Genomic DNA, 18,593 nt, shown 5'->3' on the forward strand with positions numbered 1-18,593 from the left:
GGGCAGACTGGGGTGATGCGGTATTCGGAGGTTCTTGCGATCGTGCAGGCCGGTGGACGTGGTTCGCGGATGGAGGTGCTGACCGATCGGCGGGCGAAACCCGCGTTGCCGTTCGCGGGCAACTATCAGCTCATCGACTTCCCGCTCTCCAACCTGCACCACAGTCACATCGACGACGTGTGGTTGTGCGTGCAGTACGAGGCCGAGACCATCACCCAGATCGTGGCGGGTGGCCGTCCCTGGGATCTGGACCGCACGAGCGGCGGGTTGCGCGTGGTGATGCCGGAGCAGACCGACGCCCCGGAAACCGAAGACGGCTTCGCGACCGGCAACGCCGACCTGCTGTATCGCATCCGCGGCCGCATCGCCGCCCACGCACCGGCCGAGGTCATCGTCATGAGCGCCGACCACGTCTACGACTTCGACTTCCGCGACGCCATCGAGACCCATCGCCGCCATGGCGCCGAATGCACTGTTGTCACCACGACGTGTCCGCTGGACGAGGCCACCCAGCACGCCACCGTGAAGGCCCGTCGAGACGGGATAGTCCGCGAGTTCCGCTACAAACCCGAACGCGCCACCACGCGCACGATCGCCACCGAGATCTTCGTCTACGACCCGGCCGTGCTCATCGAGGGCCTCGAGTACCTGGAGAGCCGGACGACCGAGGGATCCCCGAAGGACGACACCGGCCTGGGGGACTTCGGCGAACACCTGGTGCCCTGGTTCGTCGACCGCGGCAAGACGGTCGCCCACGCGATGCCTGGCTATTGGATCGACGCCGGCCGTCCCGAGACCTACCTGCAGGCGCACCGCGACCTCATCGACGGGTCCCTCGACGTCTTCCGCGCCGACCGGCCGATCCTCACCAACCAGCCGCAGCGCCCGGCCGCGCGTATCGAGACCGGGGCGGTCGTCGAGGATAGTCTCGTCAGCAGCGGCGCCCACGTGCACGGAACGGTCCGACGCAGCGTTCTCGGACCGGGGGTGGTCGTCGAAAAAGGTGCGGTCGTGGCCGATTCGGTGATCTTCGGTGACGTTGTCATCGGCGCCGGCGCGTCGGTCGCATGGTCTGTCCTCGACGAACGGGTGCGCGTCGGCCCGAATGCGGTGATCGGCGGGCACCCGCGGACACGCCCGGTCCCGACCGAGAAGATCACGTTGGTGGGGATGGACACGCAGATCCTGCGTGGCGCCCGGGTGGCACTGGGTGACCGCGTCGAGCCGGGTCGCCGCATCCGGTGACCCGGGCCGAGCTGTTCGCGGCCGCGCGGCGCTGGCGGGACCACGATCCGGATCCGTCGACCCGAGCCGTGCTGACCGATCTGATCGACGCGGCGGTGACCGGTGACGTCGCCGCTGCCGACGATCTCGCGTCCCGCTTCCGCGGACCGCTGACCTTCGGCACCGCCGGCCTGCGCGGGGAGGTCGGTGCGGGCGAGTCACGGATGAACGTCGCCGTGGTCACCCGCGCCACGGCCGGTGTCGCGCGGTATCTGCTCGACACGGTCGGTCCCGACGCGCGTGTCGTGGTCGGGTGCGACGCCCGGCACGGATCGGCCGAGTTCTTCGACGCGGCAACCGAAGTGCTTGCGGCGCAAGGGCTCACGGTGTTCACGCTACCTCCTCGGTTGCCGACGCCGGTCACCGCTCATGCGACGCGTGCGCTCGACTGCGACGCCGGGGTGATGATCACCGCCTCGCACAACCCACCGGCCGACAACGGTTACAAGGTGTATCTCGGCGGCCGTGCCACCGACGATGCGGGCAGGGGAGTGCAGATGATCTCGCCGGCCGACGCCGACATCGCGGCCCGGATCGCGCAGGCGCCGCCCGCTGACGAGGTGTCCCGCGACCCCGCGGCGGTCGTCCACCTCGACGACGAGACCGTGCGGACCTATGTCGAGCGCACCGCGCGGCTTCGACCCGGCGGCAGTCCGTCGCCGGTGCGCGTCGTACTGACGCCGATGCACGGGGTCGGGGGTACGGTCGCCCGAGATGTGCTGCGGGCCGCGGGAATCGGCGACGTCCACGTGGTGGCGGCGCAGTCCGCTCCCGATCCGGACTTCCCGACGGTGCCGTTCCCGAACCCGGAGGAGCCCGGTGCCCTCGACCTCGCGCTCGACCTCGCACGCGACGTCGACGCGGACGTCGTGATCGCCCTCGACCCCGACGCCGACCGCTGCTCGGTGGCGACGGTCGGTCCCGATGGACAGTGGCGGCAGCTCACCGGCGACGAGATCGGCGCGCTGCTGGGGGAGCAGGCGGCACGGGATGCGACGCGCCCCGGTGACACCCTGGCGTGTTCGATCGTGTCGAGCCGGCTGCTCGGCCGGATCGCCGCGGACCACGGGCTACGTTTCGCGGCGACGCTCACCGGATTCAAGTGGATCGCCCGGACTCCCGGCCTGCGTTTCGGTTACGAGGAGGCGATCGGCTACTGCACCGACCCCGACACCGTCCGCGACAAGGACGGCATCGGTGCGATGATCCGGGTCATCTCCCTCGTCGAGGAACTCGGGCAGGATGGCCGCACGCTGACCGACGAACTCGACCGGCTCGCCCGTCGCCACGGCCTGCATGCCACCGCACCGTTGACGATCCGCGTCGAGGACACCGCGCTGATCGCCGAGATGATGCAGCGCCTGCGTTCGTCGCCGATCGAACGACTGGCCGGCTCGCCGGTGGTGGAGAACCGCGACCTGGCAGATGGATCCGCTGATCTCCCGCCGACCGATGGCGTCCTGGTGCGGACCGCCGCCGACGACCGCGTCGTCGTGCGTCCCTCCGGCACCGAGCCGAAACTGAAGTGCTATCTCGAAGTCGTCCTCGACTGCCCGGACGGCGCCGTACCGCGGGACGAGGCCGCACGCCGTCTCGACGCCCTCGGTGCGGACATCTCGGCGGTGCTCGGGGTCTGAGCACACTACGATCGACTCGTGCCGCGAACCGATTCCGATCAGCGCCTGCGCGACCTGACCCTGCTGCGTCAGGTCCGCGACCGGATCGACCGCGAGTACGCGCAGCCGCTCGACGTCGAGGCGCTCGCGCGCGGGGTGAACATGTCGGCCGGTCACCTGAGCCGGAAGTTTCGCCAGACCTACGGCGAATCGCCCTACTCGTACTTGATGACTCGCCGCATCGAACGGGCGATGACGCTGCTGCGGCGCGGCGACCTGACCGTCACCGAGGTCTGCTTCGAGGTGGGTTGCTCGTCACTGGGCACCTTCAGCACCCGGTTCACCGAACTCGTCGGGGTCCCGCCGACGGTCTATCGCGAACAGTCGGCCGACGCGACGGACGGGATACCGGCGTGCCTGGCGAAGAACATCACGAGACCGATCAGGAATCGAGAAGCACAGCGCGGGTGAGACTGCCTAGCCTGATCCCATGAACATCACGATCCAGTACACCTTCCTCCCACACACCGATGGCGACGCCGCCCTGGGCTTCTACCGCGACCTCCTCGGTTTCGAACTCCGCAAGGATGTCGGCTACGAGGGCATGCGGTGGCTGACCGTCGGCCCGCCCGGACAACCGGGCACGTCGATCGTGCTGCATCCGCCGGCTGCCGATCCGGGTATCTCCGAGGAGGAACGACAGACGATCCTCGAGCTGATCGCCAAGGGGAGTTACGGCGCGCTGACGCTGGCGACCGACGACCTCGACGGGCTGTTCGACAAGTTGCAGTCAAGCGGCGTCGACATCGTGCAGGAGCCGATGGATCAGCCGTACGGCGTTCGCGACGCCGCCGTTCGTGACCCGGCGGGCAACCTCATCCGTATCGACCAGGCCGGCTGAGAGATGTGCGGACCCGGTCGATACCCGCCCCCGGAAGCACTCGGCGCGGTCGTCGACCGACAACACCCCGCGCCGACGCCCTCCACCCTGGTTAGATCGACCGGGAGTCCGCGCACCGACCTCGCGGCAACGGACCTCCGGAATGACACGAGCACCCCGAACGCCGACGACCGCCCGCCCGCGGTCGCCACATTGATGGAGAGACGATGAGCCGAACCGCCACCCGTCCCGCACCGAAGGTCGACGCCGTGCGGGCCGACGGCATCCACCCCGCCGACACGCACGACATCATCCGCGTCCACGGCGCCCGGGAGAACAACCTCAAGGACGTCAGCGTCGATCTGCCGAAGCGTCGGCTGACGGTCTTCACCGGGGTGTCGGGTTCCGGGAAGAGCTCACTGGTCTTCAGCACCATCGCCGCGGAATCCCAGCGGCTCATCAACGAGACGTACAGCGCGTTCGTCCAGGGCTTCATGCCGTCAATGGCTCGTCCGGACGTCGACATCCTGGAGGGTCTGACGACGGCGATCATCGTCGACCAGGAGCGGATGGGTGCCAACGTCCGGTCGACCGTCGGCACGGCCACCGACGCCAACGCGATGCTGCGTATCCTGTTCAGTCGCTTGGGAACTCCGCACATCGGATCGCCGCAGGCGTTTTCGTTCAACGTCGCCTCGATCAGCGGGGCGGGTGCGGTGACCATCGAGAAGGGCGGGCAGAAGGTCAAGGAGCGTCGGAGCTTCTCCATCACCGGCGGCATGTGCCCGCGATGCGAGGGACGTGGCGACGTCTCCGACTTCGACCTCACCGCACTCTACGACTCGTCGAAGTCGCTCAACGAGGGCGCGCTGACGATCCCCGGCTACTCGATGGACGGCTGGTACGGCCGGATCTACCGCGGTTGCGGCTTTTTCGACCCCGACAAGCCGATTGCCAAGTACACCAAGAAGCAACTCAACGACCTGCTCTACAAAGAGCCCACCAAGATCAAGGTCGAGGGCATCAACATCACCTTCGAGGGTCTGATCCCGAAGATCCAGAAGTCGATGTTGAGCAAGGATCGTGAGGCGATGCAGCCGCACATCCGTGCCTTCGTCGACCGCGCCATCACCTTCGCGAAGTGCCCGGACTGCGAGGGCACCCGCCTCACCGCCGAGACCCGCTCGTCGAAGATCAAGGGCATCAGCATCGCCGACGCATGCGCGATGCAGATCAGCGATCTCGCCCAGTGGGTCGCGGAGCTCGACGATCCGTCCGCGGCCCCGCTGATCACCGCGCTGCGAGACCACCTCAACGCGTTCGTCGACATCGGTCTCGGCTACCTGTCCCTGGAACGCCCGGCCGGCACCCTGTCCGGCGGAGAGGCGCAGCGCACCAAGCTGATCCGTCACCTCGGTTCGTCGCTGACCGACGTGACCTATGTGTTCGACGAGCCGTCGATCGGTCTGCACCCGCACGACATCACCCGGATGAACGATCTGCTGCGCGCATTGCGGGACAAGGGCAACACGGTGCTGGTGGTCGAGCACAAGCCGGAGGTGATCGCGATCGCCGACCGCGTCGTCGACATCGGCCCGGGAGCGGGCACCGACGGCGGCACGATCGTGTTCGAAGGCACCGTCGACGAACTGCGGGCCGCGGACACGCTCACCGGGCGCCATCTAGAGGACCGCGCCGCCGTCAAGGACGAGGTCCGCACGCCCAGTGGCCATCTCGAGGTCCGCGGGGCCGACGCCAACAATCTGCGCGATGTCGACGTCGACATCCCGCTCGGTGTGCTGGTCGTGCTCACCGGCGTTGCGGGCTCGGGCAAGAGTTCGTTGATCAACTCGACGGTCGCCAAGGAGGATGGGGTCGTCTCCATCGACCAGAGCGCCATCAAGGGGTCGCGGCGTTCCAATCCGGCGACATACACCGGTCTGCTCGAGCCGATCCGCAAGGCGTTCGCGAAGGCCAACGGCGTGAAACCCGCCTTGTTCAGCGCGAACTCGGAGGGTGCCTGCCCCAACTGCAACGGTGCGGGTGTCGTCTACTCCGACCTCGCGATGATGGCCGGCGTCGCCGCGCCCTGCGAGGTGTGCGAGGGCAAGCGATTCCAGGCCGAGGTGCTCGACTACACCTTCGGCGGCAGAAATATCAGCGAAGTCCTCGAGATGTCGGTCGCCCAGGCGGAGGCCTTCTTCGCCGACGGCGACGCGAAACTCCCGGCAGCGCACAAGATCCTGCACCGGATGGTCGACGTCGGGCTCGGTTACATCAAGGTCGGTCAGCCGCTGACCACCCTGTCCGGCGGCGAACGCCAGCGCCTGAAGTTGGCCAGTCACATGGGGGAGAAGGGCGACGTCTACATCCTCGACGAGCCCACCACGGGCCTCCACCTCGCCGACGTGGAACAGCTCCTCGGGCTGCTCGACCGTCTCGTCGACTCCGGAAAGTCGGTGATCGTCATCGAGCACCATCAGGCCGTGATGGCCCACGCCGACTGGATCATCGACCTCGGCCCGGGCGCCGGCCACGACGGCGGCCGGATCGTCTTCGAGGGCACGCCCGCCGACATCGTCGCCGACCGGTCCACGCTCACCGGCGAGCACCTCGCCGAGTACGTCGGTGCCTGACCCGAGGGCGCAGCCGGCGCGAGCGAGAGCTTCGCTCCCGCTCCCTATCCGAAGGAGCGCCCCCACCGCTCCCTATCCGAAGGAGCGCCCCGCCGCTCCCTGAGGTGCGAGGAGCGATAGCGACGAGCCACGAAGGGTCCAGCGACCGAGGCTCCCAAACCCTAAGTGACGAGCCTTCTTCCGCTCCCTGAGGTGCGAGGAGCGCAAGCCGCCGGGCCGAGCAAGCGACGAAGGAGCGCGTCGAGGTCGACGAGCCTCGAAGGGTCCAGCAACCAGCCCCCGCGACCGACAGACTTCAACTCGACCTATGGACTTCGATCGAGGTCTACCGGTCGAGTTGCAGTCTGTCGGTCAACAAGCGAGCAGGATCGCGCGAGCAGTACCGGGGTTCAGGTGCGCCAGTAGGTGGCTGTTGGTCGGGCGGTCATCACTGTGCGTTGTTCATGCGTACTTCGTGACAATCCCAGCCGGAGTCGTGACGTGTGGCCCCGTCGAGTTCGAATCCGTGTTTGCGATAGAAGGCCACTGCCCGCGCGTTGTCGCGTGCAACCCAGAGGTAGGCCGGGATATCCGTTCCGCCGAGCACTGAGGTCATCAAGTCCATCGCCACACCGGTGCCGTGATAGCGGAGAACGACATTCAGAGACCACAATTCGGTCGGTGCGGGAGCGTCGTGGTCGCGAGCCGGGCCGCTTGCTGCAAAACCGACCATCTCCTGCGTGTCGAGTGAGGTCGCGCACCGGATGCGGATGCCGCGCCCAGCATGGCCTGCGAGGTCTCCGACAGTCTGTCGCCAGCGTGAGGCCGACTCCGCAGGAGTGAGCGCATCGAGCCGGTCCTGAGCCACCATTCCCGCATACGTGGCCTTCCAGATGGCGGTGTGCAGGCTCGAGATCTGATCGATGTCGCCTGCAACCACCGGCCGAATCTCATAGCTACCCACAGACACCGGGTCTACCAGACCTCGACCTCAGTGCGAGCGACGTCGGTGAACCCGCGCAGATCTGCGTCCTCGCCTCGGCTGTCTCACCGCCGTGGCACCATGTCGGTTGATGAACGACGGGCAAGGTGAGAGTGGATCGTCGCGATCCGTCTCAGGGGTAACCCCTGGGTGCACTTCACAGCTGGTCCCCGCGTCCGACGCCGGCGCGCACGCTGCACGTGCCACACGGCGCCGCTGCACAGTTCTGGTCACCCCATCCGTCGTTCATCACCACGACAGCCCACGACGCGACACGGCGCCGTGACCGAACCGTTCCTGCAACCGCATGAGGCAGCGGAAGTCGCTGCGGCCTTCTCGCGCACGTATACCGCCTGGACGTGGCCGGAGATCCTGGCGGCAGTGAGAGCGGTCCTGCCCGCTGAGGTCACCTCCGAAGTCGCCGCCCGCATCATCGAACTCTCGCCTCACGAACCGCGACATCCCGCGACCGTGATGATCCAGGCCCTCGCGCCGTGGACCCACCCGGCACACGTCGCCGCTCAACCCGTCATCGTGCACGAACCACGTTCTGCGGGAACGGTGTCCGACGCTCTGCCCGATCTCTACGATGTCGAGCAGTTCGCGCACTGGCTCGACTTCACCGTGCCCGAGCTCGAATGGTTCGCCGACCGCGGCCAATGGCTACGAACGGCGCGCCCGCCGTTGCGTCACTACCGAATCTGGCGGCGTGAGAAGCGGGACGGTGTCCGGGTCATCGAAGCTCCGAAACCCCGTATGCGCGAGACGCAACGGCGCCTGCTGCGACGGTTGATTGAGCGCATTCCGGCCCATCCCGCGGCGCGCGGTTTCGTACCCGGGTCGTCACCGGCTGCTTTCGCGTGGCCGCACACGGACCGTCCCGTGGTGCTGCGCGTCGACCTCCGTCATTGCTTCGAGACGATCACCGTACCGCGCGTCCGAGCAGTGTTCCGGCAAGCCGGCTACCCGCCGCACATAGCCCGCCTGCTCGCCGAATTGTGTACCACGGCAACGCCTGTGGACGAACTCCGCGGTATCGATCACACGCACGCAGCCCTTCTCCGGGAACGGCATCTGCCGCAAGGTGCGCCGACCTCGCCGCATCTGGCGAACCTCGTGATGCGGCGGCTCGATCGGCGGCTCGACGGGTACGCCCGCCGTCACGGCCTCCGCTACACCCGTTACGGCGACGACCTCGCGATCTCGGGCGACGCGATGAACGCCGACCGCGCGCTGTGGACCGTGCTCCGCATCGTCGAAGACGAGCGATTCACCGTCCACCCGGAGAAGGTCCGGATCATGCACAGCCATCAGCGCCAACAGCTCGCCGGTCTCGTCGTCAACGACCGTCCGCAGGTTGCCAGATCCGACTACGACAATCTTCGGGCCCTGCTCCAGAATGCGAGCCGGCACGGGGCGTCGTCGCAGAATCACGACGAACACCCGGACTTCCGCGCACACGTCTACGGTCTCATCGCGTGGGTGGGTGCGACGGGGGAGACGCGTCGACGCCGGTTGCTGAACATGGCCCGCACGGTCGACTGGGACAGCTGAGAACCTCTGAAGACGGACCAAACGCCCGAACAATCCCGAACCTCACACCGGCTGCGGTTCGCTGTGAGACCACTGTTACCTCGGCCTTCCCCGCAGCGTGCCCAGTCGCAATGCCGGTGGACCAAGGTCCGTGCATGGACAAACAACTGCTCGAACGCAGCCTGGCACTCGTCGACCTTCCCGACTCGGGCCTCACCGTTCGCTTCTACGAGATCCTGTTCGACCGCTATCCGACCGTTCGCGCCATGTTCGGCCGCGACACCAGGGCCCAGGCCGAGATGTTGCGCAGCGCCGTCGCCTCGGTCGTGGAGCATCTCGACGACGCCGAGTGGCTGACGACGACTCTGCACGCGTTGGGGCGGCGACACGCCGGTCTCGGCGTCACCCGACCGATGTACACCGCGGTCGCGGAATGCATGATCGCCGCGATGAGCGAGATCGGCGGCGAGTCCTGGACCCCGGCCATGACGCTGGCCTGGGACCGCGCACTCGGCGCGGTCGCGACGATCATGCTCGACGGCTATCCGGACGACGGCGTGGTCGACATCATGCCGGCAGATCGACGCAAACCCGGAGCTGCCTGACCCGCCCTTCACCCGATCCCGGCGACGCCCGCACTTCGACTCGCCACGGTCCCATCGACCGACCCCACCGGAGAATGCTCGACCACCCTTCGACTGTCGACGACCGACGAATCCACGTGCGACCCGCACCGCCCGACTACACGGCCACGGCCCGGCCACCCTGAATCGCACGCCCTCCGCGATACGATCCCGCTCGGAAGTGAGGGCTCGTGACTGCTGTTGTAAACCCGCGACGTGCGCTGGATCGATACCTGGGATCAGCCCGGGCCCGGTGGGCGACACTCGCCGTCTTCCTCATCAGTTCGGCGGTCGCCATCGTCGTGCTGCCGAACCAACCGCCGGCCCCGTATCGCATCGATTTCGACGTCTACCGCATGGGCGGACAGGTCCTGCTCGACGGCGGCGACCTGTACGGCATCCTGCCCCGACTCGCGGAAGGCTCGTACCTCCCGTTCACGTATCCACCGCTTGCCGCAGCGCTGTTCTCGATCTTCACGGTCGTCCCACTCGGCCTCGGTCAGGCCCTGTTCACCGCGATCTCCATCGGCTGCCTGCTGGTGGTGTGCCGCATCGTCCTGTCCTGCCTCGTCGAGCGGCCTGCTCACCAGTTGTGGTGGCTCGCAACGGCCGCCGCGACGGTCGGCCTCTGGCTCGAACCCGTCCGCGACACCCTCAACTTCGGACAGATCAACATCGTGCTGATGACGCTCGTCGTCGTCGACGTACTGCTGGGCCGCGGCAAGTGGTGGAACGGGCTGCTCGTCGGACTCGCCATCTCGATCAAGCTCACCCCCGCGGTGTTCCTGCTGTTCTTCTTCGTCCGCCGTGACTGGCGCGCGCTCGGCATGGCCGCGGCGTCAGCGGTCGCCTACGCCGGTCTCGGCCATCTCCTGACACCGAACGACTCGCGCACCTACTGGACATCGACCCTCTTCGACACCGACCGCATCGGGAGTCCGCACTTCGCGAACAACCAGTCGATCAAGGGTGAGCTCGGCAGGCTCGGCATCGAGTCCGACGTCGCGTGGTTCCTCGTCTCGCTGATCGTCGGCCTGTTCATCGCCTGGGTCGCGTGGCGTCTGCTGTCGGTTGGACCGGCAGGTCCACAGCCGTCCAGTCCGCACGATGTCGCGGCACTGATGACAGTCGCGTTCGCCGCGCTGTACTGCTCGCCGGTCGCGTGGGACCACAGTTGGGTCTGGGTGGTCCCGCTGCTGATCCTGCTGACCTTCCTCGCGACCACGCCCGCGGCGTCGGCGATCTGGTGGTGGCTCGTCGGTTCCGGGCTCGTCATCTTCGCCGTCGCGCCGCATCAGCGAATCCCGCAGCGGTACGACGCCGAGTTGTCCTGGGTCTGGTGGCAGCATCTCGTCGGGTCGTCGTACCTGCTCTGGGGTCTGGCGGTGCTGGTCGCGCTGGGGGTCTCGGGGCCCCGGGTGCTGACCTCCCGACGGTCGGCCGACACGCTCGCACAACTCGCATGAACACCCCGTCTGCACACTCCCCTTGAAACAGACGCTAAAATCCGTTCCAATGGTGCATAGTGATGTAACGCACATCGGAACAACGGGGAGTGGCAGGTTCATGACGAGTCGGAAAAAGCAGATCCAGAGCGTGCTGGCGAAGGCGAGCAGCATGTACCCGAGCTCGGAACGCCCGCTGGCCGAGCCACCCGCCGGGTCGGACCTCAAGCCGGTGATGGGCGATCCGGGGATTCCGTACCTCGGCAACACTCTCGAAGCACTGGTCGACCCGCTGAAGACGGCGATGGAGCGCTTCGAGCGCTACGGCCAGGTCTCGTGGTCGGGCGCGCTGGGCATGAACATGGTCACACTCGTCGGTCCGGATGCAATCGAAGCCGTCTGGATGAACCGAAAGAAGGCGTTCTCCAGCGAGCTCGGCTGGGAACCGATGATCGGCCCGTTCTTCCGCCGGGGCGTCATGCTGATGGATTTCGACGAGCACATGCAGCACCGCCGGATCATGCAGCAGGCGTTCAGCCGGCCGCGCCTGACCGGCTACCTCGACATCATGACCCCGCACATCGAGAAGACCCTCGCCAACTGGGAGGTCGGCAACGGCTTCAAGATGTACTCCCGCACCAAGGACCTCACGCTGTCGCTGGCGACCGAGGTGTTCATGGGCGCTCACGTCAGCGAGTCCGAGGCGCACCGCCTCGAGCACGCCTTCGAGGCAGCCGTGCGTGGCGGCCAGGCGATCGTGCGCAAGGACGTCGGCAACTGGACCTGGGCGCAGGGACTCCGCGGCCGCGAGGCGCTGCAGGAGTACTTCCGCTCCGAGATCCCGCTGCGTCGCGGCAACGACGCCGACGATCTCTTCAGCGTTCTCTGTAATGCCGAGAGCGACGAGGGTGAGACGTTCTCCGACGAGGACATCGTCAACCACATGATCTTCGTGATGATGGCCGCGCACGACACCAGCACCATCGCGCTGTCGATGATGACCTACTTCCTCGGCAAGCACCCCGAGTGGCAGCAGCGTCTGCGCGAGGAGTCCCTGGCCCTCGACAAGCCGACGATCGACTACGACGACGTCGACAAGCTCCCCAGCATGGAGCTGGCCTTCAAGGAGACGCTGCGCCTCAACGCCCCGGTCGGGATGCTCTTCCGCATGGCGATCGAGGACACCGAGGTCTGTGGCCACTACATCCCGAAGGGCACGCTGCTCGCCATCCATCCGTGGGCGACGATGCTCCGCAAGGAATGGTGGCCCAACCCGACCCACTTCGATCCCGAGCGCTTCTCCGCCGAACGCCGCGAGGACAAGGTCCACCGCTTCGCGTGGGCACCCTTCGGCGGCGGCGCACACAAGTGCATCGGCCTGTATTTCGGTGGCATGGAAGTGAAGTCGATCCTGCACCAGATGCTGCTGCGTTTCGAGTGGGACGTCCCGGCCGGTTACCGGCCGGAGCTGACCTACGGTACCGGCCCGACCCCGGCCGACGGCCTCCCGATCAACCTGCGGCACCGCAAGATCTGACGGTTCCTCACACCCGAGGAGCGAGCCGCTCCACCGCTCCCGGGGGTGCGAGTAGCGCAAGTACCAGCCCACTGCTCCCTGAGGTGCGAGTAGCGCAAGCATCAACCCACTGCTCCCTGAGGTGCGAGTAGCGCAAGCACCAACCCACCGCTCCCTGAGGTGCGAGTAGCGATAGCGACGAGCCACGAAGGGCACGAACCGATCTCACGGTTCGTGCCCTTCGTGGTTCGCTGCTTTCGCAACTGGAGGCCAGGGGTAGACAGGGTGTGAAAATCTCGTCCCCCTGAGCACGATCGAAGGGAAATATGCCCTTCGATCACGCTGAGAGGGACGGGTTTTGGCACGCCAGTGGTCCAACTGTGCGCAACCTCAGACCCCAACGGGTGAAGAGCGACGGCGACGACCTCAGCAGAGCCCCTCCCCGCTGGTTGAGCCGGCACCGAGCGAAGCGAGGCGCCCACCCCCGCTGGTTGAGCCGGCACCGAGCGAAGCGAGGCGCCGTGTCGAAGCCACCTGGTGACCCGAAATCGCCAGAGTGATTAGCGCGCTACAACCCTCTACGACGCCCCGAGAATGCTGATCTCGAAGACGAGCGTGTCGCCGACCTCGATACCGGCCTGTGGGTTGCCGGAGGCGTAACCGTCGGCCGACGTCATGGCGACGCCCACCTTCGACCCGACCTTCCGTCCCGCGATGGCCTTGCTGAACCCGGGGATCACGCCGTCGAGCGGGAACGTCACGGGGGAGCCGTTTGCGTAGGCGCTGTCGAAGGTCTCGCCGGTGCGGCCGTTCACACCGACGTAGCAGACCGACACCGACGCGGTGTCCGGCACGACGGCACCGTCACCCTCGACGAGCGTCTTGACCTGGGTCTCGTCGACGCTGAACGGGTTCTCGACGGTGATGTTGGGGGCTTCGGTCGCGGTGGACGCGACCATCTGCAATCCACCGGTGGTACCCTTCTCGCTCCACTGCGGGGTGGCGTCCGCATTCGCGGGTGCGGTCGGGCAGCTCTCCGCTCCCGCCGCCGGGGTCTCGGCGCCGCCGGTCGCCGCGGTTGCGGTGGGTTCGGTTGTGCCCGAACCGGAATCGGAGTCGGAGCTGCAACCGGCGACAGCCAGGACGAGAGCGGTGCCGAGGGCGAGGGTCACGTTCTTGATGTTCACCCTCGGAACGCTACCCGAGGCGCGGCCCCTCACCGAGAGCCTCGACCGGCCAACAGTCGAGCAGCCCGTTCGAGATCGGCCCGCACCGCTTGCGCCGCCGGCCACCGCGTCGCGGTCAGCACCAGCCCGCCGATCGCGGGCACCGTCAGCACCGCCTCGGCATGCACGTCGGTGCGGGCCTCGCGTTCGGCGAACGTCAACGTCAGCACCGCATCAACGGACCGCCACCGTCCGATCTCCTGCCACCGTCGACGAGACTCGCAGGCGGTCACCTCCATCCGCGGCGACACCCCGGGTACGACGGTGACGTCGGTCCAGCTGGTGCCGACGTCACCCGCCCGGTCACCGACCGGCCGGAGGTCGTCGATGCGACGCAGACTCGACTGCCATTCCGGTCGGTTCGTCGGGTCAGCGAGGTAGTCGAAGGTGACCTCGATCGGGGCGTCGAACGAGACCACCGTGTCGATGACGGTGATGCGGGCGGGGGAGAGCATCAGCGGATGAGCTCCGCGAGTTGTTCGACCTCGGCGACGCTGCCCGGCGACACGAGCATCATCGTCACCCCGCACGACTCCCAGACCTTGATCTGTTCACGCACGTGGTCCAGGTCGCCGACGATCGCCGAGTCGTCCACCACGGCGTCGGGGATGATCTGCGCAGCTTCGTCTTTGCGGTTGCTGCGGAAGAGTGCGGTCACCTCGTCGACGACGTCGGCGTACCCCATCCGGCGGTACACCTCGGCATGGAAGTTGGTGTCCTCACTGCCCATCCCGCCCATGTACAGCGCCAGGAACGGTTTGATCGCGGCGTAGGTGCCCTCGCGGTCATCGGTGACGACGATCTGGGCGGTTGCGCACACCTCGAAGTCTTCGCGACTGCGTCGTGCACCCGGGCGGGCGAAACCCTCGTCGAGCCACTCGTTGTACGTGTCGGCCATACGCGGCGTGTAGAACAACGGCAACCAGCCGTCGGCGATCTCCGCGGCGAGCGCTACGTTCTTCGGCCCCTCGGCGCCGAGCATGACGGGGATGTCGCTGCGCAGCGGGTGCGTTATCGGCTTGAGCGTCTTGCCCAGTCCCGATGCGCCCTCCCCGGCGAACGGCAGGGGATAGTGCGGTCCGGCGCTGCTGACCGGCGCCTCGCGCGCCCACACCTGACGCATGATGTCGATGTACTCGCGCGTCCGGGCCAGTGGCTTGGCGAACTTCTGCCCGTACCAGCCTTCGACGACCTGCGGACCCGACACACCCAGCCCGACGATGTGCCGACCGCCGGACAGGTGGTCGAGGGTCAGCGCGGCCATCGCGCACGCGGTCGGTGTGCGGGCCGAGAGCTGCAGCACCGACGTCCCGAGCCGGACACGTTCGGTCGACGACCCGAGCCAGGCCAGCGGGGTGTAGGCGTCGGATCCCCAGGCCTCGGCGGTGAAGATGCTGTCGAAGCCGGAGGCCTCGGCCGCGGCGACGATCTCGGCGTGATGGGTCGGCGGTTGCGCACCCCAGTAGCCCAGTTGCAGACCGAGTTTCACTGGCTGACCCCCTCGGACTCCGCTGTGTTCTCTGACTCCGCGGCGGCCTCGGCGGCGATCTGATCGAACTGCGCCCCCATGGCCGCGGCGACGGCCTGTGCGCCCGACAGCGGGCGGACCATGACCATGAGGTCGTCGATCTTGCCGTCGTCGTTGACGTGGATGAAGTCGCAACCGGTGATCTTCTTGCCGCCGACCACGGCCTCGAAGACGAGCGCCGAGTCGTGTCCGCCGGCGTCGTTGATCTCTCGGATGTAGCGGAAGAAGACCCGCAGCACGCCCCGCAGGATGGCCGACGTGATGGCCTTGCCCGGATACGGCTTGAACGCGACCGGACTGGTGAAGACCACATCGTCAGCGAGCAGCGCCCTCATCGCCTGCTCGTCACGCGCCTCGACGGCCTCTCGGAACTGCTTCATGCGTCGACCTCCCTGTCGATGATCCTGCGTCGACGCTAGTGGATGCCGGGCCGGTTGCGGACGGAAGGCGAGGAGCCAGCAGGACGACCAGCGCCGCCGCCAGCATCGCGATACCCACCCACCCGATCGCGGTGATGGATTCGGAGAGCACTCCGACGGCCAGTGCGGTCGCGACAGCAGGCTCGATCAGGGTGATGGTGGTGGCGGTCGAACTGTCGATCCGACCGAGTCCACGACTGAACAGCACGTACCCGAGGAACTGCGGAACCAGGACGAGGTAGGCGAGAACGCCGAGGGTTTCGGGGTGTGCGACCACGGCCGGTACCCCGACCGCGACGACCGGCAGCAGGAACACCCCGCCCAAGCCCATGACCGTCCCGGCCGCGGCGCCGCGCGGCACCGACCTGTTCATGAGCCGACGCATCGCCCACGACAACCCGGCGTAGGTGATGCCCGCGAGCAGGCCGAGGCCGACGCCGAGCGCCGACGACGAGCTCTCGCTGAGTCCGTCCGCATGCGACGACTCGCTCCGCGACACGGCCAACGCCGCACTGCCGACGATGCCGAGCGCGCATGCGATGGTCCACCGCAGGGTCAGCCTCCGCCCGTCGGCCACGCGCTCGATGACCGCCGACACCAGCGGAGCCGACGCCAACGACACGACGGTTCCGAGCGCGACGCCGCCGACCCGCATGGACCCGAAGAAGCAGAGGGGGTAGATCAGCACGCAGATCCCACCGAGAAGAGCGACCCGCCACTGTGCCGTCACCGACGACCACGCGGCCTGAATCCCGCGGGCGTTGACCGCCGCCTGCAACAAGCCGCCGCCACACATGGCCACGGCGCCGACAGTCACGGCACTGAGTTCGGGCGCCATCGCGGCGGCGGTACCCGACGTGCCCCACAGGATGGCGGTCAGGGCGACTGCCAGCATCCCGATGCGTTCGGTCCGACGGGCCTGGCTCATCCGTGGGTGCCGACCGGCGACGCCGGATGGGGGTGCCGCGCATAGAACTCGAGGTGCCGACGTGCCGCGTCGTCCCACGTGAGAGATGCGGCCAGGCTTCGGCCCGACACGATGCGGTCGGGGTCGGGCACGAGAGAGGCGTCGAGGGCGTCGGCCAGTTCGGCGACGGTCGAGGCGTAGGAGACGGTCGTACCGAAGACCTCGCGCAGGATGGGGAGGTCGCGCGCGACGACGGGACGCCCCGCGGCGAGGGCTTCCATCGCGGCCAGGCCGAAGCCCTCCTTCACCGATGGGAACGCGAACACCCGGCAGGCGGCGACCAGTGCCGGCAGGTCGTCGTCGGGCACATTCCCGAGCACGATCGGTTCGACGTCGAGTTCAGCTCGCCGACGGTCGAAGTCGGCACGGTAGTCGCGGTAGTCGAACAGGGTCTCGCCGCCCGCGAAGACGAGCTTCAGGCCCGGGTGACGTTCGCGCAGTACGGCATACGCCTCCAGAAGGTCGATGCTGCCCTTGCGCGGTTCGATCCCCCCGACGGCGAGCACGTAGTCGCCCAGCTGATCCGACCAGTGTCGTCGTGCCTCGAGAGACTCCGGGGAGTCCGACGCCGCGCTCGCGAAGCGTTCGTAGGCAACGCCATTCGGGATCACCGTCGGATGCAAGTCCCAGCCCTGTTCGACTTCGTCGGCCACCGCACGCGACACACAGATGCGGGCGTAGGGGTTGACGACGGCCTTCTCGTGGCAGTCGACGAGGATCGGTGTCGTGAACTGGTCGAGATGGTGGATCGTGCGGATGCACGTCCCGACGGCGTTGGCGCTGATGCAGTCCTGGGCGTGCACGATGTCGAAGTCGGCCGGCTCGAAGGCGGCCCGCAGGGTGTCGATGGACCGCACGATGCGTTCGGTGATCGTCTCGTTCTCCCGGTCGGGGAACGGGACGAGCCGCACCCGCACAGCCGGATCCACCGCGCGGAAGAAGCCCTCGTCGCCACCGCGGGCGAGCGACCACACCGTCACCTCGGCGCCGAGACGAGCCATCGCCTCGGCCAGGTTCAACGTATGGACGACGCCGCCACGGGGTTTCGTCGAATAGGTCAGGAGAGCGATGCGTAGACTCGGCGTGCCGCTCATCGCTGGTCCGCCGACATCGTCGACCGGTAGGTGTCCGGCCGGAGTTCGGCGAGATGACTCAGGACGCGACGGGCCCGGTCGACCTCGGCGTCGACATCGACTGTCACCGTGGCCATTCCGCCTTTCGATCGAGTGGTCGCCAGAATGTCACCGCCGGGTCCGACGACCTTGGCCTGACCGAGGAAACGCAGCGATCCCATGACCCCGGTCTGGTTCGACGACACGACGAACACCTGGTTCTCCGCGGCGCGGGCGCAGTCGTAGAGGTCGAACAGGCGGGACTGGCGGTCGGCGGGCAGGCGAGCGGCGCGGTCGGTGACGCTGGCGGGCCACGCGGACAGTGCCGCGATGATTCGCGCGCCGTCGAGGGCGAGCGTGCGCGCCGACTCCGGGAACGTCTTGTCGTAGTCGATCAGCATGCCCAGACGGCCGACCGGGGTGTCGAACGAGCCGAACTGATCGCCCGCCGCGTAGGCGAGGGCCTCGCCGGCGGGTTGATGGACCTTGCGGTGTGTGCCCAGGACACCGTCTCCGGTAACACAGACGGCGGTGTTGAACCGCTGATCATCGACCGCTTCGGTGTACCCGATACACACGGTCATGTCACCGGCGGCGGCCGCGATCGCCGCGAGTTCCGGACCGTCCGGGTACAGCGCCGGGGGCAGTTCGGCCGGGTCGGGTCGTCGAAGATCGCCGAGGTATCCGCCCAGTGAGGCGTCGGGGAAGACGAGAAGGTCGACGCCGTCGCGCGCCGCGGATTCGACGATGCCGACCGCTTTGGCGACACCGCGTTCCACGTCGCGTCCGAAGTGCGCGGCGAGGGCGCCGAGGGTGACCGTCCTCATGGGCGAAGGGTACCGGTCGG

Annotated in this window: 17 protein-coding genes; 9 read left to right on the forward strand and 8 right to left on the reverse strand. The window is 67.6% G+C overall.

The window, feature by feature from the left end:
* Positions 1–15 precede the first annotated feature (15 nt).
* The 5 genes from AS181_RS04830 to AS181_RS04855 all read left to right on the forward strand — a co-directional run bounded on the left by AS181_RS04830 (position 16) and on the right by AS181_RS04855 (position 6,416).
* On the forward strand, positions 16–1,245 hold the full coding sequence (locus tag AS181_RS04830; protein WP_058250455.1) for a glucose-1-phosphate adenylyltransferase family protein: 1,230 nt from the start codon (positions 16–18) through the stop codon (positions 1,243–1,245).
* Entirely contained in the window at positions 1,242–2,921 is a 1,680-nt protein-coding gene (locus tag AS181_RS04835) for a phospho-sugar mutase (protein WP_058250456.1), read from the forward strand. The genes AS181_RS04830 and AS181_RS04835 overlap by 4 nt, the downstream gene beginning before the upstream one ends.
* Positions 2,922–2,939: 18 nt before the next feature.
* On the forward strand, positions 2,940–3,371 hold the full coding sequence (locus AS181_RS04840; RefSeq protein ID WP_058250457.1) for a helix-turn-helix transcriptional regulator: 432 nt from the start codon (positions 2,940–2,942) through the stop codon (positions 3,369–3,371).
* Between the two features lie 19 nt (positions 3,372–3,390).
* On the forward strand, positions 3,391–3,801 hold the full coding sequence (locus AS181_RS04845; protein WP_058250458.1) for a VOC family protein: 411 nt from the start codon (positions 3,391–3,393) through the stop codon (positions 3,799–3,801).
* A gap of 206 nt (positions 3,802–4,007) precedes the next feature.
* Positions 4,008–6,416, forward strand: coding sequence for an ATP-binding cassette domain-containing protein (locus AS181_RS04855; RefSeq protein WP_058250460.1), 2,409 nt, complete (start codon positions 4,008–4,010; stop codon positions 6,414–6,416).
* A gap of 427 nt (positions 6,417–6,843) precedes the next feature.
* Here the strand turns inward: AS181_RS04855 and AS181_RS04860 are convergent, their stop codons facing one another.
* Entirely contained in the window at positions 6,844–7,335 is a 492-nt protein-coding gene (locus tag AS181_RS04860) for a GNAT family N-acetyltransferase (protein WP_231742266.1), read from the reverse strand.
* 324 nt (positions 7,336–7,659) lie between these two features.
* Here AS181_RS04860 and AS181_RS04865 point away from each other — a divergent pair, with 324 nt between their 5' ends.
* The 4 genes from AS181_RS04865 (at position 7,660) to AS181_RS04880 (ending at position 12,515) form a co-directional block, all read left to right on the forward strand.
* Complete coding sequence (locus AS181_RS04865; RefSeq protein WP_058250462.1) at positions 7,660–8,931, forward strand: reverse transcriptase family protein; 1,272 nt, start codon at positions 7,660–7,662, stop codon at positions 8,929–8,931.
* 134 nt (positions 8,932–9,065) lie between these two features.
* Positions 9,066–9,515, forward strand: coding sequence for a globin domain-containing protein (locus tag AS181_RS04870; RefSeq protein ID WP_058250592.1), 450 nt, complete (start codon positions 9,066–9,068; stop codon positions 9,513–9,515).
* A gap of 209 nt (positions 9,516–9,724) precedes the next feature.
* Positions 9,725–10,999 carry a glycosyltransferase 87 family protein gene (locus AS181_RS04875; protein WP_058250463.1) on the forward strand — a complete coding sequence of 425 codons (1,275 nt, stop codon included), beginning with the start codon at positions 9,725–9,727 and terminating at the stop codon, positions 10,997–10,999.
* A 100-nt stretch (positions 11,000–11,099) separates the two neighbouring features.
* A complete protein-coding gene (locus tag AS181_RS04880; RefSeq protein ID WP_175404272.1) occupies positions 11,100–12,515 on the forward strand; it encodes a cytochrome P450 in 1,416 nt (471 codons plus the stop codon).
* Positions 12,516–13,072: 557 nt separating this feature from the next.
* Here AS181_RS04880 and AS181_RS04885 read toward each other — a convergent pair.
* Genes AS181_RS04885 through AS181_RS04915 form a run of 7 tightly spaced genes read right to left on the reverse strand, consistent with a single transcriptional unit; the run spans position 13,073 to position 18,573 of the window.
* On the reverse strand, positions 13,073–13,681 hold the full coding sequence (locus AS181_RS04885) for an FKBP-type peptidyl-prolyl cis-trans isomerase (protein WP_058250464.1): 609 nt from the start codon (positions 13,679–13,681) through the stop codon (positions 13,073–13,075).
* A 29-nt stretch (positions 13,682–13,710) separates the two neighbouring features.
* Positions 13,711–14,175, reverse strand: coding sequence for an SRPBCC family protein (locus tag AS181_RS04890; protein WP_058250465.1), 465 nt, complete (start codon positions 14,173–14,175; stop codon positions 13,711–13,713).
* A complete protein-coding gene (locus tag AS181_RS04895; RefSeq protein ID WP_058250466.1) occupies positions 14,175–15,209 on the reverse strand; it encodes an LLM class F420-dependent oxidoreductase in 1,035 nt (344 codons plus the stop codon). The genes AS181_RS04890 and AS181_RS04895 overlap by 1 nt, the downstream gene beginning before the upstream one ends.
* Positions 15,206–15,628, reverse strand: a complete 423-nt coding sequence (locus AS181_RS04900) for a nuclear transport factor 2 family protein (RefSeq protein WP_058250467.1) — start codon at positions 15,626–15,628, stop codon at positions 15,206–15,208. The genes AS181_RS04895 and AS181_RS04900 overlap by 4 nt, the downstream gene beginning before the upstream one ends.
* Positions 15,594–16,595, reverse strand: a complete 1,002-nt coding sequence (locus AS181_RS04905; protein ID WP_058250468.1) for a DMT family transporter — start codon at positions 16,593–16,595, stop codon at positions 15,594–15,596. The genes AS181_RS04900 and AS181_RS04905 overlap by 35 nt, the downstream gene beginning before the upstream one ends.
* On the reverse strand, positions 16,592–17,728 hold the full coding sequence (locus tag AS181_RS04910) for an MSMEG_0565 family glycosyltransferase (RefSeq protein WP_058250469.1): 1,137 nt from the start codon (positions 17,726–17,728) through the stop codon (positions 16,592–16,594). Before AS181_RS04910 ends, AS181_RS04905 begins: the two co-directional genes overlap by 4 nt.
* Positions 17,725–18,573 carry a carbon-nitrogen hydrolase family protein gene (locus AS181_RS04915; RefSeq protein ID WP_058250470.1) on the reverse strand — a complete coding sequence of 283 codons (849 nt, stop codon included), beginning with the start codon at positions 18,571–18,573 and terminating at the stop codon, positions 17,725–17,727. The genes AS181_RS04910 and AS181_RS04915 overlap by 4 nt, the downstream gene beginning before the upstream one ends.
* Between the last annotated feature and the right edge of the window lie 20 nt (positions 18,574–18,593).

This window comes from Gordonia sp. SGD-V-85, assembly GCF_001456905.1.
GTDB lineage: Bacteria > Actinomycetota > Actinomycetes > Mycobacteriales > Mycobacteriaceae > Gordonia > Gordonia hongkongensis.

Coding starts and splice junctions, on each gene's coding strand:
- AS181_RS04900 (WP_058250467.1), bottom strand. CDS start 15,628: ATGAAGCAGTTCCGAGAGGCCGTCGAGGCGCGTGACGAGCAGGCGATG.
- AS181_RS04845 (WP_058250458.1), top strand. CDS start 3,391: ATGAACATCACGATCCAGTACACCTTCCTCCCACACACCGATGGCGAC.
- AS181_RS04855 (WP_058250460.1), top strand. CDS start 4,008: ATGAGCCGAACCGCCACCCGTCCCGCACCGAAGGTCGACGCCGTGCGG.
- AS181_RS04880 (WP_175404272.1), top strand. CDS start 11,100: ATGACGAGTCGGAAAAAGCAGATCCAGAGCGTGCTGGCGAAGGCGAGC.
- AS181_RS04890 (WP_058250465.1), bottom strand. CDS start 14,175: ATGCTCTCCCCCGCCCGCATCACCGTCATCGACACGGTGGTCTCGTTC.
- AS181_RS04830 (WP_058250455.1), top strand. CDS start 16: ATGCGGTATTCGGAGGTTCTTGCGATCGTGCAGGCCGGTGGACGTGGT.
- AS181_RS04910 (WP_058250469.1), bottom strand. CDS start 17,728: ATGAGCGGCACGCCGAGTCTACGCATCGCTCTCCTGACCTATTCGACG.
- AS181_RS04905 (WP_058250468.1), bottom strand. CDS start 16,595: ATGAGCCAGGCCCGTCGGACCGAACGCATCGGGATGCTGGCAGTCGCC.
- AS181_RS04870 (WP_058250592.1), top strand. CDS start 9,066: ATGGACAAACAACTGCTCGAACGCAGCCTGGCACTCGTCGACCTTCCC.
- AS181_RS04915 (WP_058250470.1), bottom strand. CDS start 18,573: ATGAGGACGGTCACCCTCGGCGCCCTCGCCGCGCACTTCGGACGCGAC.